This is a genomic window from Synechococcus sp. CCAP 1479/9 (genome assembly GCF_019038535.1).
Classification (GTDB): Bacteria; Cyanobacteriota; Cyanobacteriia; order PCC-6307; family Cyanobiaceae; genus Cyanobium.
In genome coordinates this window covers 38,084-55,059 of sequence record NZ_JAFKRK010000029.1, presented here as the reverse complement: position 1 = coordinate 55,059, position 16,976 = coordinate 38,084, and the positions used below count along the sequence as shown (strand labels likewise).

General features: G+C 67.8%; 16 protein-coding genes. 13 read left to right on the top strand and 3 right to left on the bottom strand.

Annotated elements, in window-relative coordinates; genetic code table 11:
* Positions 1 to 395: 395 nt before the first annotated feature.
* A complete protein-coding gene (locus KUG38_RS12920; protein ID WP_216922321.1) occupies positions 396 to 1,181 on the bottom strand; it encodes a GGDEF domain-containing protein in 786 nt (261 codons plus the stop codon).
* 430 nt (positions 1,182 to 1,611) lie between these two features.
* Here KUG38_RS12920 and KUG38_RS12915 point away from each other — a divergent pair, with 430 nt between their 5' ends.
* The 7 genes from KUG38_RS12915 (at position 1,612) to KUG38_RS12885 (ending at position 7,319) form a co-directional block, all read left to right on the top strand.
* Positions 1,612 to 2,505 (top strand): alpha/beta fold hydrolase, encoded by an 894-nt coding sequence (locus tag KUG38_RS12915; RefSeq protein ID WP_353617816.1) that lies wholly within the window; start codon positions 1,612 to 1,614, stop codon positions 2,503 to 2,505.
* 7 nt (positions 2,506 to 2,512) lie between these two features.
* Entirely contained in the window at positions 2,513 to 3,364 is an 852-nt protein-coding gene (locus KUG38_RS12910) for a DNA alkylation repair protein (protein ID WP_286196006.1), read from the top strand.
* 114 nt (positions 3,365 to 3,478) lie between these two features.
* Positions 3,479 to 4,981: an alpha/beta hydrolase gene (locus tag KUG38_RS12905; protein WP_216922315.1), complete on the top strand. Its 1,503-nt coding sequence runs from the start codon at positions 3,479 to 3,481 to the stop codon at positions 4,979 to 4,981.
* A 33-nt stretch (positions 4,982 to 5,014) separates the two neighbouring features.
* Entirely contained in the window at positions 5,015 to 5,302 is a 288-nt protein-coding gene (locus KUG38_RS12900) for a hypothetical protein (RefSeq protein WP_216922314.1), read from the top strand.
* A gap of 40 nt (positions 5,303 to 5,342) precedes the next feature.
* A complete protein-coding gene (locus KUG38_RS12895; RefSeq protein ID WP_216922312.1) occupies positions 5,343 to 6,200 on the top strand; it encodes an ABC transporter six-transmembrane domain-containing protein in 858 nt (285 codons plus the stop codon).
* A 75-nt stretch (positions 6,201 to 6,275) separates the two neighbouring features.
* On the top strand, positions 6,276 to 6,590 hold the full coding sequence (locus KUG38_RS12890; protein ID WP_216922310.1) for a hypothetical protein: 315 nt from the start codon (positions 6,276 to 6,278) through the stop codon (positions 6,588 to 6,590).
* A 3-nt stretch (positions 6,591 to 6,593) separates the two neighbouring features.
* Positions 6,594 to 7,319: an oxygen-binding di-iron domain-containing protein gene (locus KUG38_RS12885; protein WP_216922308.1), complete on the top strand. Its 726-nt coding sequence runs from the start codon at positions 6,594 to 6,596 to the stop codon at positions 7,317 to 7,319.
* Here KUG38_RS12885 and KUG38_RS12880 read toward each other — a convergent pair.
* Complete coding sequence (locus KUG38_RS12880) at positions 7,316 to 8,029, bottom strand: class I SAM-dependent methyltransferase (protein ID WP_216922306.1); 714 nt, start codon at positions 8,027 to 8,029, stop codon at positions 7,316 to 7,318. The two genes, KUG38_RS12885 and KUG38_RS12880, sit on opposite strands and share 4 nt — an antisense overlap.
* A 149-nt stretch (positions 8,030 to 8,178) precedes the next feature.
* Here KUG38_RS12880 and KUG38_RS12875 point away from each other — a divergent pair, with 149 nt between their 5' ends.
* The 5 genes from KUG38_RS12875 (at position 8,179) to KUG38_RS12855 (ending at position 15,497) form a co-directional block, all read left to right on the top strand.
* Entirely contained in the window at positions 8,179 to 10,950 is a 2,772-nt protein-coding gene (locus KUG38_RS12875) for a cyclic nucleotide-binding domain-containing protein (protein ID WP_216922304.1), read from the top strand.
* Positions 10,951 to 11,013: 63 nt separating this feature from the next.
* Positions 11,014 to 12,648 (top strand): PEP-utilizing enzyme, encoded by a 1,635-nt coding sequence (locus tag KUG38_RS12870; protein ID WP_286196005.1) that lies wholly within the window; start codon positions 11,014 to 11,016, stop codon positions 12,646 to 12,648.
* Positions 12,645 to 13,463, top strand: a complete 819-nt coding sequence (locus tag KUG38_RS12865) for a PEP/pyruvate-binding domain-containing protein (protein ID WP_216922302.1) — start codon at positions 12,645 to 12,647, stop codon at positions 13,461 to 13,463. The genes KUG38_RS12870 and KUG38_RS12865 overlap by 4 nt, the downstream gene beginning before the upstream one ends.
* Complete coding sequence (locus KUG38_RS12860) at positions 13,464 to 13,874, top strand: cyclic nucleotide-binding domain-containing protein (RefSeq protein ID WP_216922300.1); 411 nt, start codon at positions 13,464 to 13,466, stop codon at positions 13,872 to 13,874. It begins immediately after the preceding gene.
* A 9-nt stretch (positions 13,875 to 13,883) separates the two neighbouring features.
* Complete coding sequence (locus KUG38_RS12855; RefSeq protein WP_216922298.1) at positions 13,884 to 15,497, top strand: amidase family protein; 1,614 nt, start codon at positions 13,884 to 13,886, stop codon at positions 15,495 to 15,497.
* Between the two features lie 54 nt (positions 15,498 to 15,551).
* On the opposite strand, the gene KUG38_RS12850 is transcribed toward KUG38_RS12855, so the two are convergent.
* Positions 15,552 to 15,758 (bottom strand): hypothetical protein, encoded by a 207-nt coding sequence (locus tag KUG38_RS12850; RefSeq protein ID WP_216922296.1) that lies wholly within the window; start codon positions 15,756 to 15,758, stop codon positions 15,552 to 15,554.
* A 99-nt stretch (positions 15,759 to 15,857) separates the two neighbouring features.
* Here KUG38_RS12850 and mtnA point away from each other — a divergent pair, with 99 nt between their 5' ends.
* Positions 15,858 to 16,970, top strand: a complete 1,113-nt coding sequence (gene mtnA, locus KUG38_RS12845) for an S-methyl-5-thioribose-1-phosphate isomerase (RefSeq protein WP_216922294.1) — start codon at positions 15,858 to 15,860, stop codon at positions 16,968 to 16,970.
* Positions 16,971 to 16,976 lie beyond the last annotated feature (6 nt).

The following is a 16,976-nucleotide window of genomic DNA, read 5'->3' as shown; positions in this document are numbered from 1 at the left end:
TTCGGGGATGTTCTTTCCCAGTGGGTTCGCACATCCGAAAGGATCTATGCCATTACCTATGGCCAATGCGACGAGTGCTCATGCCCCGCTTATGCGGGCAGTGGGACGTATTGCGCCCGATCGAGCTGTGGGCATCATTGGAAGTCCCACAAAGCAGGATAATGGCATTATGCTCAATGTCCTGTCCTGGTGAGCAAATTCAGCAGGAAGCTTCTCTTTGGGATGTGACTCACGGTGAATAATGTTCCGGAGCCAGGAGGAGCTGGAGAGAGTTTGCACGGCATCGATCTTCTTCTGGCAACCTCCTCGAGTGGACAGACCCTCATCGATTCCCATTCTGAGTTGTCGCGTTCATGCCTGCCACTCAGGGTCAGCCCTGATCCGATGCGATAAAGTCAGTCTGCGATCGCCCACTGGTTCCGACCGTTATCCTTGGCTTTATACAATCCTTTGTCTGCTCTTGATAGCAGGTTGATGCACTTTGGATCTGGCGGGATAAAGGGGCTGATGCCAATGCTGACCGTGCTGCGAATAGATTCTCCAGAAGTTAGTTCGATGGTGGCATTGGCCACATTTTCTCGAATCCGTTCAGCGACAGTGCACGCCTCTGGCAAGGGTGTGTTCGGCAGGAGCACGACAAACTCTTCGCCCCCAAATCGTGCAATGACGTCATAGGGGCGAAGGGTGGACTCGCAAATCTGAGCGATCTTCTTCAGCACGATATCCCCATTGATGTGCCCATGGCAATCGTTGACTGACTTGAAATTATCAACATCAAGAATTAACAGCGACATTGGCTCGTTAGAGCGCAGAGTTCTTGCTGGCTCTATCTCAAGGCAGTCCAAAAGATAACGGCGACTGTATACCTTCGTTAAGGGGTCGCGGTTGACCATTTCCAGCAGCTGAGTTTGTAGATCCTCCAGCTCAAGCAGAAGCTTGACAACGAAGCTGCTCGCTAAGGGCGCAACGATCCCTGGGACGATGGCGGCTACCAATAATGACTTTAGCAGGACATCCACACCCTCCCACCAGAATACGGACATGATTACACCGGTAATCATGTCCGACATCAGAATGGAGAATAAAGTAATCGCAAGCACTGAGCGATAACGCCCCATGCCGAAGACTGCGTTGCGCCAGGCCTTTGCTGTTTGTGGTGCGTTATGGGCAGCCGTTGTCATGGTTCAGTATAGGTCGGCCAATGGATTGGCTTCATGTAATCCTGAGTGCGCTCACTACATCATAAATCATTGGACCGGAAAATGCTGTGATGATTTGGTTTGGGTCGGTGGTGATCGTTTGTTCCTCCATGCAGCCGTTAGGCCTCTACCGCAAGCGTGACTCATGCCGTCCTCGCTGTCCCCTGCATGGCCAGGGCTTTCTGCAGCGGCAATGGCTCAGGGTCCTTTACGTGCCTGGATTGGCATGAACAGCACCTGCCGGCATCATTCAAGTAAGTTGAAGGGTGGCACTTCGATCATCTTCGGAGGTCTGGTGCGCGATTGCCTTTTTGAATGCGTTCCATTCAATGCCGCCTGGCGACGCGGCCTGGCTCCATCGTTGGCTTGAGATGTTGACATCAGACTAAAGTGGATAGTCTCCATAGAGGAAGTGCGGTTGGCACGTGAAGGAGTTGTCCGAATTGGGAACCGGACCCTCGCCTATCTCGAAGTCGGTGATGACGGCGGGCCACTCGTCCTCCATAACCACGGTGGCCCATCCAGCCGCCTGGAGGCGAATCTTTTTGACGCGTCTGCAAGGGCCCATGGCCTGAGGTTGGTCTGCGTGGATCGACCTGGCATCGGTGTGTCCGATCCTCAGCCGGGCCGTACCTTCGCGTCATGGGCCAACGACCTCCTGGCCTTGGCCGACTTCTTCGGCGCACAGAATGTCGCGGTGACCGGCTGGTCGGAAGGTGGTCCGTGGGCCCTTGCCGCCGCCGCCTACCTGGATTCTGCCCGTGTTGCCCATGTCTCCTGCATCGCGGGTGCCAGCTACGGAACGTTTGGCGCCAACTGGGCGGCGAGGCATCAGAGCAGCGTTGATGCGCTTGGGGGCCGCCTGGCGTTGCATTTCCATCCTGGCTTCAGGCTCATGTATGAACTGCTTGGCCTGAGTGCAACGCACTTTGAGGCCAGCTATCTGCAGGCGCTCAAAAAGTCGATCGGCGTCTCGGATCAAGAAGTTCTGTCGGATGAGGGAGTCCGCCAATCCTTTCTGGAAGCATCGCGCGAATGTTTTCTGCAGGGCGCTGAGGGGCTTGTCACCGACGCCACGATGCTCTACGAGGCCTGGCCCTTCGACATGACCGCAGTGACCCGTCCGATCCACTTCTGGCAGGGAACGGATGACAAGCTGGTGCCTGAACCCATCAACAAGACGGTGGCGGACAGGACCCCCGGCGCCATCTGGCATTCCATCAGCGGCGGGGGCCATTTCATTGCCCTCAGCCATGCGAACGAGATTCTTGCTCAGGTGGCCGGTGATCTCGATGGCCATGGATAGGGCCTCCATGACGCCTCAAGTCCCCACCATCCCACCAGCGCCGCGATCCATTCAGAAGGGCACGCCTCTGAAGCACCTGCTGGGCCAGGAGGCCATTGCGTATCTGGCGAGCAACATTCAGTATGTACAACCAGACTTTCCGGTTAACCGATTCTGCGACTTTGCATTGACAGGGATTGAGCCCCTATCCATCATGCAGCGAGGCCTGCATATCGCCAAGGCGCTTCGGGAAGTCCTGCCTGGGGACTATGAGGAGTCTCTTCAAGTCCTCATGGCGTCCTTGACCCCGGAGAAGTCAGACACAGAAGACTTGGGCATGGCAGGCTTTTTCTATCTTCCCCACAGCTTCTATATATCTGAGTACGGGCAGGACGATCAACACAATGGTGGCATCGACCCCTTCGAGACGTCGATGCTGGCTTTGCATGCCCTCACCAAGCGGTTCACCTCGGAATTTGCCATCCGCACGTTTCTGATTCAGCAGCAAGAGCGCACACTGAAGACGGTTGGCCAATGGATCACTGATCCCAACCCGCACGTGAGGCGCCTGTGCAGTGAGGGGACGCGCCCGAGGCTCCCCTGGGGGAAACGCATTCCTTCGTTTGTTGCCGATCCGAGTCCAACACTGCCTATCCTTGAGGCTCTGAAGAATGATGCATCCCTGTATGTCCGCCGCAGCGTTGCCAACCACCTGGGTGACATCGCCAAAGACCATCCGGACCTCGTCTTCACCACCTGCGAGAGTTGGCTGCAGGAGGGTGCCTCCGCAGACCTTCAGTGGCTGATCCGCCATGCGGTTCGCTATCCCGCCAAGCAGGGAGATGCACGGGCAAGGAAGATCCGTGCAACAGCTTGCTAGCATCCAATGAGTCCTTGGCGTCGAATGAAGAACGACTGTTTTGATACTCGATCAAGCCAAGCCCATCATGGGCGGCCGCCGTCAATTCCGTTGTTCCGATGCGCTCTCCTTGCGATGGCTGCCGTCGCTGCAGGCGGCTCTGCTCCTGGCCATGCAGCGCAAGCTGCGGCCAAGTTTGGCCCGGCATGGTCATCCGTCGACTGCAGGACTTTCGACGTTCCTGCCGCCATTGCCGCCCAGTCGGATTGCGGTTACGTCACCGTCCCCGAGCAGCATGCCAAGCCCCAGGGACGCAAGATCCAGCTCGGTGTGGTCCGCACCCGCAGCACGGGGAAAACCTCTGCGGCGGATCCCCTGTTCGTGGAGCAGGGTGGCCCTGGCGATTCCACCATCGGCGACATTGCCAATGGAGCCCTGCCGAAGTACCCCGAGCTTCCGGCTTTGTTGCAGGGGCGTGATCTGATCTTCGTGGAGGAACGGGGTACCCGGTTTGCGAAGCCGTTCCTGTTCTGTCCCGAGCTCAATGCCCACAACATTGCTGTGGCGCAGGGGAAACAGAGCTACACCGATCCGAGCTGGATCAGGGCCTGTAACGCTCGGCTGAGGGCCCAGGGGATCAATCCCAGCGCCTTCAACACCCGCGAGAATGCGGCCGATATCTATGCCGTCGCTGAGGCATTGCGCTATCCGGTCTTCAACTACTATGGCGTGTCCTATGGCACGTTGCTGGGGCAATACGTTCTGGCTCAGGCCGACAAGCACAGGCCGAAACTTCGCAGCGTGATCCTTGATGGTGTCGTGCGGCCGGACATTGATTTCAACCTGGCCTCCGGTCATACAATCAGCTACGCCCTGAGGAACGTGTTCCGCGCCTGCGCGCAGGATCAACGGTGCAACGCGGCCTACCCGAATCTGGAGCCGACGTTTCTGGCGATTGTGGACCGGCTGAACCGGAAGCCCATCCCCCTGACGTTGACGATTCCCTCGAGCAAAGAGACCTTCACAACCCAGCTCGACGGCACGGCCTTCGTCTCAGGCGTTGTGGCCTATCTCGCCCGGCCCTATTCCGGTGAATCGTCACGGGGCAGTTCCTTGCCCCGGTTCATCCACGCCGCCAGCCAGGGCAACTTCGGCTGGATCGCCGAATCCCTGTCGGATCTCGAACCGAGGGGGGCCAGGGAGGTGTATCACACGGTCGTCTGTGCCCGGGGTCGGTCGGTCCGGGTCCAGCCCGGCCAGGTGCTGCCGCCCCCCTATCCGCAGCTGCTCCCCCTGGGCCTGCGTGAAGCCGAAGCGGTGAACAACGCCTGCGACGTGCTCCAGGTGGAGCAGAAACCTCCTTTCGTCTCCAGAAATCCGCAGATTCCCACCCTGGTGCTGAACGGCAGTTACGACCCGATCACGCCGGCCCCCTACGGCGAAGCCGTGGCCAGGAACCAGACCACCGCCTACGTGGTCACCTTCCCCGGTGTGGGCCATGGGGCGCTGTTTGCACCGCAGGGCATGCCCGCAGCCGCGTGCGTGACACAGATCGCCGCCGACTTTCTTGCCGATCCGAAGCAAGCTCCTGACAGCCATTGCCTCGCCCAGGTCAAGCCGGCGTTTGTCATTGAGTGATCGCTGCCCACCTCCAGCCTTGCCCTCCACGCAATGACGTTCTTCTCCTTTCTCGTCCCGCTGGTGGTGCACTACGCCCTGGCCGTTCTGCCCCTGGGTGTGGGGCTGCTGGTCTGGGTCCGGACACGACCCGGCCGCAGGCGCCAGCGTTGGATCGTGGTGGCTGGCCTGTTGGCTGTTCTGGGTGGCGCCCTGGTGCTGCTCCAGGGCAAGGCGGCTCTGCTGGGTGCGCCAGACGACGGCACCTGGTTCATCGTGGTGACGGGACTGCTGCCGATCGCCCTGGGGGGCGTCAGCCTGCTGCGCTGGTCCAGGCTCTGAGCCTTCGAACCAGGCAGTCTGGGGACATCAGGGCCAGGCGATGCCGCAGACGCTCCTTTCCACCCTCTCCCGAGCTGAACGGCTGTCGATCGCCGGCACCTATGCCCTGACGCTGCTGGAGAACCTCTGCATGCTCGCCTACCCCGCCATCACCGGCTGGGCGGTCGACGGGTTGCTGAAGGGCAGCTACCGGGGCCTGTCGGCGCTGATCGCCGTGTGGCTCGTGCACCTGGTCACGGCCTTTGTGCGCCAGCGCTTCGACACCCGGGTCTTCATGGGTCTCTATGCCCGCCTCGCCGTGCACACCGTGGCCGAGCAGCAGCGCCTCGGCCACGGCACCAGCATCGTGTCGGCGCGGGTGGAGATGATGCGCGACATGGTCGGCTTCTTCGAGGCCGACGTGCCGATGATGTTCTCCCAGGTGGTGACTGTGGTGGGCTCGCTGGTGATGCTGTTCACCTACGACCTCCAGGCGGGCTTCATCGCCATGGCGGTGCTGCTGCCGATGGGGCTCGTCAACGCCTGGTACTGGCGGCGTGCCCTGCGCCTGCACCGCGGCCTCAACGACCAGATCGAGCGCGAGATCGCGGACATCGAGGCGGCACGCCCGCGGCGCCTACGGCGCCACTTCGGCCGGGTGCGGCGCTGGCATGTGCAGCTCTCCGACAGCGAATCGTGGACCTGGACCGTGACGGAGCTCGCCACGATCGTCGCCCTGGTGGTGCTCCTGATCGACTTCACCCGATCGGCGTCCTTCAGCGCCGGCGCCATCTATGCCGTGCTCGCCTACGTGTTCGACTATCTCGAGGGCCTCGACAGCGCTCCGGCGCTGGTGAACAACGTCGCCCGGCTCAGGGACATCCGGGCGCGGCTGGGGAGTGCCGTGGCAGCCGATTGAGCGGACTGGTCAGCCCATGGAGCTGACGGGGCAGCTCGCTTAGCGTCAAGCTCTTGCCCCACCGGCTACGGACCGATGGCCACCACCCTGCGACTTCGGCTGGCGGCCCTGGTGCTGATGACGTCCAGCGCGTCATGGGCCGGGGAGTTCCCGGTGCAGGGCGGCTACGGCTTCGACGCCCTCAAGCCGACGACCACCACATGCCATCGCATCACGGCGCAGGAGGCGGCGACATTCACCCGCTGTGAGTTTTCGCCGGCCGGTTACGCCTTCGGGCTTCCCTCCCAGTACCACCAGTGCGATGCCTTGCCCCGGGGTCAAGTCTTCATCTACCAGTCTCCGGAACAGTGTCAGGCTGCCCTGGAAACGATGCAGTCCAACGGGCCCTGAACCATGGTTGTCGTCTCTGAGATCGCCCCCGACCTGTTCCGGCTCTCGATCCATGTGCCGGACTTCGATCTGCAGTTCAACCACTTCCTGGTGCGCGACGAGGAGCCGCTGCTGTTCCACGCCGGGCTCAAGGGCATGTTTCCGGCTCTGCGCGATGCCGTGGCCACGCTGATTGATCCCACCCAGCTGCGCCACATCGCCTGGAGCCATTTCGAAGCCGATGAGATCGGTGGCCTCAACCACTGGCTGGAGCTGGCGCCCCTGGCCCAGCCGGTGTGCACCCTCGTCGGCAAGTTGGTGAGTGTTGATGATTTCGCCCTGCGCCCCGCCCGTGGCATGGCGGAGGGCGATGTGCTCAGCACCGGCCAGTACCGCTTCCGCTTCCACCGCACCCCCCACCTCCCCCATGGCTGGGACGCCGGCCTGCTGTTCGAGGAGACCCGCCGCACCCTGTTCTGCTCCGATCTCTTCCACCAGTTCGGCGATGTCGCTGCTGTCACTACCTCCGATCTGATCGGCCCGGCGCGCCAGGCGATGCAGCAGATGCAGAGCGGTCCCCTGGCGGACTACATGCCTTACACCAGCCGTTCAGCTGGCCTGCTGGCGGGCCTGGCCGCGTTGCAGCCGCAGACGCTGGCTGTCATGCACGGCTCCTCGTTCACCGGCAGCAGCGAGCAGATGCTCATGGATCTGGCGGGGGTGATCCAGGAGGGGTTTGAGGGGGGCTAGGGAGTCGCTGGGGTGAGCACCGCCAGGGCTTCGGCCCGGTGGTCGCCCTGCCAGAGCCACTGCCACGTCCAGCCACAGGCTTCGGCGGTGTCGCGGATGGCGTCGCGATCCGGTGGGAAGTCGAACTGGCTGAGGTGGTCGATCACGGGCTGCTGCTGCTCGGGCGCCAGCACGCCCCAGTCGCTGCGGATCCGGTCCACGTAGCGCGCCACGTAGGCCGGGCGGTCTTCCCCGGGCGGGCGGAACACGTCGGCCCAGAGGAACAGGCCGTTCGGGGCCAGATGGCGGCGGCAGAGCCGCAGGAAGCGGGCCTTGTCGTCGTCGCTGAGGTGGTGAATGGCGAAGGCGGAATGGAGCAGGTCGACCGGTTCGGGCCCCGGTTCGGCTTCGGCCCAGGCCAGCAGATCCTGCTCCCGCCACTGGCAGGGGTAGGGCACCGGGCCCAGGGCGGCCGCCGCCCGGGGCAGCACCGGGCCGGAGAGGTCCACGCCCAGGTAGGAGCCCAGCGGCAGGCCTCGCAGCAGGGGGGCCATCACGGCCAGGTCGCCGCAGCCGAGATCCACCATCCGGGGCGGCGTTGAGCCGGCCGGCCGTGCCGCCAGCCAGCCCTCCAGCCCCTGGCCCAGGGCCGCCGTCAGGGCCCGGTGCTGCATCAGGTCGTGGTCCACCACCGCCCGGTAGGTGGACCACTGGCGATCGAAGAAGTCCATCTGGTGGTGTCTGCGGGCGTCAGCCTCCACCGTGAGGATGGCAGCCCCTGGCCCCCCGGCACAGCAGGCCAGTCAGCTTTCGGAGGCCATCGCTATGGTCAGCGCCACCTAGGCGCGGCGGCGCGAGTTATTCAGTGACGGAACGGCGGATGCATCTGGTGCGCTGGGCGCTCACCACCGGCTGGCTGCTGATCATCCTCTCCCTGCTCTACGACCCGTTCACGCCCCGGTTCACCGAGCCCGACCACCCCTGGAGCCCCCTGCGGCTGCCGGAGGCCTGCGTGACGGTGCAGGGTCTCTGCCTGAGCGAGACCCCCTATCCCCTTGGCACCACCCTGTTCTGGGGCCTGGTGGTGCCCTCGGGGATCTTCATCCTGCTGGTGTTCGGCCATGAGCTGTGGCGGCGGATCTGCCCGCTCTCCTTCCTCTCCCAGATCCCCCGCGCCCTGGGGCTGCAGCGCCAGATCGCCAAGGTGAACCCCAAGACCGGCGAGAAGCGCCTGCAGCTGGCCAAGGTGCCGGGCGATTCCTGGCTGGGCAAGCACTACTCCCGGCTGCAGTTCGCCTGGCTGTTCGTGGGCCTCTGCGGCCGCATCCTCTTCTTCAATGCCGATCGCCTGGTGCTGTTCGCCTGGCTCACGTTCACCATCGTCTGTGCCATCGCCGTGGGCTGGCTCTACGGCGGCAAGAGCTGGTGCCAGTACTTCTGCCCGATGGCACCGGTGCAGAGCGTCTTCTCCACCCCCACCGGCCTGCTGGGCAGCCGCGCCCACATGGCCAGCACGCCGATCACCCAGTCGATGTGCCGCACCGTCCAGCCCGACGGCAGCGAGCAGAGCGCCTGCGTGGCCTGCCAGCAGCCCTGCATCGACATCGACGCCGAGCGCCTCTACTGGGCCAAGATCCCCTCCCCCGCCTTCGCCTTCGAGCGCTACGGCTACGTGGGCCTGGTGTTCGGCTACTTCGTCTACTACTACGTCTATGCCGGCAACTGGGACTACTACTTCTCCGGCGTCTGGCTGCGCCAGGAGGACCAGCTGGCCCAGCTGCTGCGGCCAGGCTTCTACCTGTTCGGCCAGCCGATCGATGTGCCCAAGCTGGTGACGGTGCCCCTGTTCCTGGGGCTGTGCACCTGGCTCGGCACCCTCGCCGGCCGGGCGATCGAATCGGCCCTGCGGAGCCGGGTGCGGCGCAGTGGCGCCGAGCCCGACCGCGAGCGGATCCGCCACCGGGTGTTCGTGGTGGCCACCTTCCTGGTCTTCAACTTCTTCTTTCTGTTCGCCGGCCGGCCGCTGCTGCTGCTGGCGCCGGCCTGGCTCCAGTACCTGTTCGACGTGACCCTGGTGGCCGTCAGCACCCTCTGGCTCTACCGGGCCTGGAACCGCTCCCCCGATCTCTACGGCCGCGAGAACCTGGCCGAGCGCTTCCGCAAGCAGCTCACCCGCATGGATCTCGATGTGGGCCGCTACCTCGACGGCCGCTCCCTGGCCGACCTGGGCACCGAGGAGGTGTACGTGCTGGCCAAGGTGCTGCCGGGCTTCACCGGCCAGAAGCGGCTCGAGGCCTACAAGGGCGTGGTGCGGGAAGCCCTCGAGGAGGGCTTCGTCAATGCCGCCAGCAGCCTGGAGGTGCTCAAGCAGATGCGCCTCTCCTTCGGCATCAGCGACGGCGAGCACCGTCAGGTGCTCGATGAACTCGGCGTGGAGGATCCCGGCCTGCTGGATCCCGACAGCCGCCGCAGCCTGGAGGACCAGGTCCGCCTCAGCGGCTACCGCAAGTCGCTGGAGCGGCTGATGCTGGTGCAGCGCCTTGGCAGCGGCCCGGTGGCGGGCGGCCCCGATGGCGCTTCCCTGCAGGCCCTGCGGCGCGAGTACGGCATCTCCTCCCGCGAGGAGGAGCGGGTGCTCGACGACCTCTCCCCCGCCGCGGCTGCGATCCACAAGGTGGAGCGGCTGCTGGAGCGGCTGCCGGCCCTCACCGACGGCTACCGGGCCCTGCACCAGAGCGCCCTGCGCCACCAGTCCGCCGTGCTGGCCCTGCTCGACGACCGGCTGCAGCTGCGCAAGGAGCTGACCCTGCGGGCGATCCTCGACGGCCTGGCCACCCTCCAGGAGGATCCGGCGGTGCCGGCCCTGGTGCAGCGCCTCCAGGCCATCGCCCCCCTGGAGCTGCCGGAACTGCTGCATCGGGAGGGCTGGGAGCGCCGCCTGCCGGCGGGCGTTGCCGACACCCTGGCCCATCCCGGCGGGGAGGCCCCCTCCTGTTCCCTGGAGGTGCCCGTCGAGGAGACCCTCAGCTTCCTGGCCACCCTGGTGGCCGATTCCAGCCCCACCCTGGCCTCCGCCGGCCTGTTCCTGACGGCCTGCCTGGATGGAGGCCGGGCCCGGTCGATGGCGGCCGAACGGGGCGTGCCGGGGGCCCCGGCCCTGCTGCGCCAGACCGCCCGGGCGGTCGAGACCCTCGACGGCCCCCCGGACCTGCGGGGGTTCCCGGAGCTGGAGAAGCGGGTCTTCCTGGCCACGAGCGATTTCTTCCGCCGCTCCGACTCCGACACCCTCGATGCCCTGGCGTCCCAGGCCGATGTGCGCACCTTCGCCAAGGGGGAGCTGATCACCGAGACGGGCGACACCTGCCGCGAACTGCTGCTGCTGATCGAGGGCCGGGCCCGGGTCCTGCACCGGGACGGGCAGCGCACCTGGGTGGAGGATCTCCAGCCCGGCCGGGTGCTCGACGAGCTCCAGGTGCTCACCCACAGCGCCTCGGAGAGCACGATCGTGGCCGAGGCCGACGGCACCCGCCTGCTGGCGGTGCCGGTGGATTCCTTCGATGCGGTGCTGGAGCGGGACCCGGACTTCGCCCGCCGGGTGCTGGAACTGGAAAGCGGCCAGCTGCAGCGGCTGATGCGGGCCGGTGGCGCCTGAGGCCGGCCGCTGTCGCCTCGCTTAGGTTCCCCCCACCCCCATCCGATCCCCCCGGAGGTGCCCTTGGCGTTCACCGGCCCCGCGTCCGAGCTTCGCTTCGATTCCCCGGGCTCCGGCTTCTGGGAACTCGATCCTGTTCACTTCCCCCGGCCGGCCACCCGCTACTGGAGCGCCATCCACCCGCCGGCCTTCCAGCGCGGCACCGGCGAGTTTGCCCGCTCCTACGGGATGCTGATCGACTCGCTCGAGATGGCGTACGTCAACGGCTTCGCCTACAAGCGGGTGACGCCGCTCGATCCGGCCGAGGTCCCCGAGCGCTTCGCCCGGGCCGAAGTGGTGTTCGCCGAGAAGTACTGGCGGGAGCAGCTGCGCGACTGGAACGAGACGTTCAAGCCGGCGGCGATCCAGGCCCACCGCGCCATTCAGGCCATCGATCCGGAGGCGCTCGCCGATGACGCCCTGGTGGCCCACCTGGGCCGTTGCCGCGACCACCACGCCCAGATGCTGTACCAGCACATGCGGTTCACGGCGGCCGCGATCGTGCCCACCGGCGATTTCCTCGCCCATGTGGGCGACTGGACGGGCCTGCCGGCGGCCCAGCTGCTGGGCCTGATGCGGGGCAGTTCGCCGGTGTCGGCGGGGGCCTCCAGCGAGCTCGGCGCCCTGATCGCCGCCATCCGCGGCGATTCCAGCGCCCGGGAGCTGCTGGAGGCCCCCGGGGAGGCCGGTGCGGTGCTCGCCCGGCTGCGGGGCCTGGAGGGGGGCACCGGTGAGGCGGTCGCCGCCTACCTCGATCTGGTGGGCTACCGGCTGCTGGATGGTTTTGACATCTCCAACCCCTTTGCCCTCGAGCTGCCCGATGCCCTGCTCCGCGCCATCCGGGCCGCGGTGGCCGAGCAGGTCGCTCCCTCCGACCTGCAGGACCGCATCGCCACCGTGCGGGCCGCGGTGCCGGAGGCCCACCGCAGCCAGTTCGACGAGCTGCTTGGGGAGGCCAGGCTCACCTACCCGATCCGCGATGAACGGGGGGTGTTCAGCGACATCTGGGCCTCGGGCCTGATGCGGCGGGCGGCCCTGGCCGCCGGCCGGCGCCTGGCGGACCGCGGCCGTCTCCACGATCCGCTCCATGGCCTCGATGCCGACCTGGACGAGCTGGCCGCCCTGCTCGGCGGCAGCGCCGACCCGGACGCCGACGTCCTGGCCGCCCGCGCCGCCTACCGCGCCGCCCACAGCGCCAAGGAGGCCCCGGCCACCATCGGCACCCCGCCGCCCATGCCGGACCTGGCCGGGCTGCCCGCCGCCGCCGCCCGCATGATGCGCGCCACCGGCCTCGCCCTCGAGGCCCTGTTCGGCAGTTCGGCGGCCCCCCACGAGGCCGACCGGCTGCGGGGCCTGGCCGCCAGCCAGGGGACCGTTGAGGGGCCCGCCCGCCTGGTGTCCCACCCCTCGGAGTTCGACCGGATCCAGCGCGGCGACATCCTGGTGACCGTCTCGACCACCGAAGCCTTCAACATCCTGCTGCCCCTGCTGGGCGGGATCGTCACCGACAGCGGCGGCCTGCTCTCCCACGCGGCGATCGTGGCCCGGGAGTACGGCATCCCCGGTGTGGTGGGCACCCGCGAGGCCACCCAGCGCATCGCCGATGGCCAGCGCCTGCGGGTGGACGGCACCGCCGGTGAGGTGACGGTGCTGGTATGAGCCGGGTCGTTCCCCTCGAAGCGGCCGAAGACCTTGCATGCTTCGGTGCCAAGGCCGTGGGCCTCGGCCAGGCCCTGCGCGACGGCCTGCCGGTGCCGAGCGGCTTCGCCCTCGCCGCCGATCTGGTGGAGGCGGTGGCCAGTGGCGACGATGACGCCATCGCTGAGGTGCTGGCGGCGGTGGGTGACCTGGCCGGTCCGCTGGCGGTGCGCTCCTCCGCCATCGATGAGGACGGCGCCGCCGCCAGCTTCGCCGGCCAGCACCTGACCCTGCTCAACGTGCCCTCCCTGGAAGCGCTGGCCGGGGCTGTGCGGGACGTGTGGTGGTCGGCCAACTCCGATTCCGCCATCAGCTACCGCAAGCGGGTGGGCCTGTTCAGCCGCCCCAGCGTCGGCGTCGTCGTCCAGACGCTGCTCTCCCCCGTCAGTGCCGGGGTGATGTTCACCCGCAACCCCGTCACCGGTGTCGACGAACGGGTGATCGAGGCGAGCTGGGGCCTGGGGGAAGCGGTGGTGGCGGGCCTGGTGATCCCCGACCACATCTGCCTCGACCGGGCCGGGCAGGTGCGGGAGTGCCGGCCGGGCTACAAGACCGTGGCGATCCGGCCGCTGGCCGGTGGCGGCACCCGGGAGGAGACGCTGCCGGGCGAGCTGGTGGAGCGGCTCTGCCTCGATGACGCCCAGCTCCAGGCCCTCAACCGCCTTGCCCTGCGCTGCGAGGAGGTCTACGGCCCCGGCCGTGATCTGGAGTGGGCGTTTGCCGATGACGGGCTGGTTCTGCTTCAGTGCCGAGCGATCACCAAGGCCGGACCCTGAATGCGCGGCGCCCCCGTCGAAGTGCTCCAGCGCGTGCCGCTGTTCGCCGATCTGAGCCCGGAGGAGCTCCAGCAGGTTGCCCTGTTGTTCAAGGAACGGGACTTCGAGGCCGGGGAAACGATCATCCAGGAGGGCTCCGGCGGCTCCGCCTTCTATGTGATCGAGGCCGGGGAGGCGACGGTGACGATCCAGGGGACCGTGCGCTCCCGGCTCGGCGCCGGCGACTTCTTCGGTGAGATCGCCCTGATCGATGACGGCACCCGCATGGCCACGATCACCGCCGCCACCCGTCTCGACTGCTACGGCCTCACCTACTGGGAGTTCCGCCCCCTGGTGGAGGCCAACGGCGTCATCGGCTGGAAGCTGCTGCAGCGCATGGCGATGATGCTGCGCGACGCCCGGCGGGGCTGAACCGGCGCCATGGACCTGCAGCAACGCCCCCGGTCTGGCCTGGCCACGGCATCGTTCGGTGCCGGCCTGGCCCTGGCCCTGGGGGCTCCTGTCGCTGCAGCGGGTCCCGCTTCCACCTGCGAGGCCCGGATCCGGGCGGTGCAGGCGGAGATCCTGAGCCGCAACCTGGCCACCGGCTCCGGGCCGCCGCTCAACGCCTTCCAGCAGCTCAACCCCTACGCCCTGGAGCAGGCCGCCGCCCACGACCGCGCCCGGGCGGCGGGCGCCCCCGCCGGTGCCCTCGACTGCCTGCCGCTGGCGGTGAAGGACAACTTCGCCAGCGCCGACCAGCCCATGGCGGCCGGTTCCCTGGCCCTGCTGGGCAACCAGCCGGCGGCCGATGCCGAGGCGGTGGCGCGGCTGCGGGCCGCTGGGGCGATCGTGGTCGGCACCACCACGATGGACGAGTTCGCCTTCGGCATCCGCGGGCTGTCGGGGGCGGCGGGCCGGGTCGGTAACGCCTACGACCCCTGGCTCAGCCCGGGGGGCTCCTCCTCCGGTTCCGCCGTGGCCGTGGCGGCCGGTTTCGTGCCCCTGGCCCTCGGCAGTGACAACTGCGGTTCCCTGCGCCTGCCGGCCGTCTACAACGGCGCCGTGACCCTGCGGCCCACCCAGGGGCGCTTCTCCAGCGCCGGCCTGCTGCCGCTGGGTTTCGTCAACGGCACCCCGGGTCTGATCGCCCGTGACATGGGCCTGCTGGCCCGGGGCCTGGCGGTGCTCGATCCCAGCTGGCGGCCCGGGCGGGCGGCGGCCTCGGTGGACCTGCGCGGCCGGCGTCTGGCGGTGCTGGCCAGGGCCGGCAACCAGGACCTGGCGCCCACCACGGCGGCGGCGGCGGAGGCCCTGCGGCGGGCCGTGGAGCTGCTGCAGGCGGCCGGAGCGGAGGTGGTCGAGGCGCTGGTGGTGCCGGGGCTCGACACCCGGCTCGGTTCGGATTTCGTCAAGGGGTCGGGGCGCCGCATCGATGCCCAGCTGGCCCGCTACCCCGGCAGCCGACGCAGCTGGGACGACATCTGCGGCTCCGGCCGCCTGCCGCCGGAGTGGACCCCGGCCGAATGCCGCGACCTGATGGCCAGCGATCCGGCGGCGGAGGCGCGGGCACGCCGGCGGATGGCCGCCAACCGCCGGCGGCTGGAGCAGGCCCTGGGCGCCCAGCGCCTCGATGGGCTGCTGCTGCTGAGCGACCGGCGCGGCGGCGCCCAGCGCGAGCCCTCGCCCGCCATCACCTGCATGGTGAGCAGCACCAGCGGCCTGCCGGCGGTGGCCCTGCCGGTGGCCGTCGATGGCCGCGGCCTGCCCGTGGGCCTGGAGATCCTCGGCGCCAGTGGCCGGGACGAGGACCTCGTCGCCATCGCCGCGCAGCTGGAGGCCCGCCGCGGGCCGCTGCCGGCCCCCCGACCGGTGGCGCCCCTGGCGTCCCCCCTGGATCTGGCCGGCCACAACCGGCTGGTGCCGCTGCTGGGCTGGCACGCCTGGCGCAGCCGCCGGGGCGAGGCCCTCGGGGATCTCGAGCCCGCCCGCTTCCGGGCCCTGACCCGTGGGCTGCTGGGCCGTGACGCCCCAACACCGGGGGGGCTCCCCTGAATCTCGGCGGCTTCGTGGCAGCGCCGTCCCGGAACCACGCAGGAACGCGGGACCTTACTGGTGGGCGTTCTCGATCGCCTTCTCGCGCTGGTCCTGGGCGGCATTGACCTGATCCACGGCCTGCCTGGCCTTGGTCATCGGAGCCAGCAGCGGCGATTCCGCCGGAGCCGGCGCCACGACGTTCGCGGGCGGAGCGGAAGCGCAGGCTCCCAGCAGGCCCACCAGCAGGCTGAGTCCAACCAGGGCAGGCCGTGGCTTCACCGTCAGCACTCAACGGGGTGTTTTGAATCTATGGCCCTTGTTCGGCCCTTCCCTGCCGGCAGGGATGATCGGAACCATCTGACGGCTTCTTGAACGACCATGAACATCGACGGCAGGCCCTGGCGCACCATCTGGCTGGAGGAGGGCGGCCGCTCGGTCGGCGTCATCGACCAGACCCTGCTGCCGCACCGGTTCGTGACCCGCTCGCTCACCAACGTCGAGGAGGCGGCCGAGGCGATCGTCACCATGGTGGTGCGGGGGGCTCCCCTGATCGGCGTCACCGGGGCCTACGGGCTGATGCTGGCCCTGCAGGCCGATCCCTCCGACGCCTCCCTGGCCGCGGCCTTCGAGCGCCTCGACGCCACCCGCCCCACCGCCATCAACCTGCGCTGGGCCCTGGAGCGGGTGCGGGCCGCCGTGCTCCCCCTGGCAGCGGAGCAGCGCGCCGAGGCGGCCAGGGCCGAGGCGGCCGCCATCGCCGAGGAGGACGTGGCCATGTGCGAGGCGATCGGCGACCACGGCTTGCGCCTCTTCCAGGCGATCGCCGCCCGGCGCCCGGAGGAGCGCCGCGGCCAGCCCCTGAACGTGCTCACCCACTGCAATGCCGGCTGGCTCGCGACGGTGGACTGGGGCACGGCCCTGGCGCCGATCTACAAGGCGCACCGCTCCGGCCTGCCGATCCACGTCTGGGTCGACGAGACCCGCCCCCGCAACCAGGGGGCCAGCCTGACGGCCTTCGAGCTGGGCCGCGAAGGGGTGCCCCACACCGTGATCGTCGACAACGCCGGCGGGCACCTGATGCAGCACGGCCAGGTGGATGCGGTGATCGTCGGCACCGACCGCACCACCCGCACGGGCGATGTCTGCAACAAGATCGGCACCTACCTCAAGGCCCTGGCCGCCCACGACAACGGCGTGCCCTTCTACGTGGCCCTGCCCGCCTCCACCATTGATTGGTCGATCGGCGACGGGGTGAAGGAGATCCCGATCGAGGCGCGCTCCCCCCTGGAGGTGACCCGCATCGCCGGCAAGCCCGCGGCGGGGGAGCCCACCAGCGTGCAGCTGGTGCCCGACGGCAGCGACGGCTTCAACCCCGCCTTTGATGTCACCCCCGCCCGACTGGTGACGGCCCTGATCACCGAGCGGGGCGTGGCACCGGCCAGCGAGGCGGGCCTCCAGGCCCTCTACGCCGCCCCGGTGGCCGCGGGCTGAGCCGGC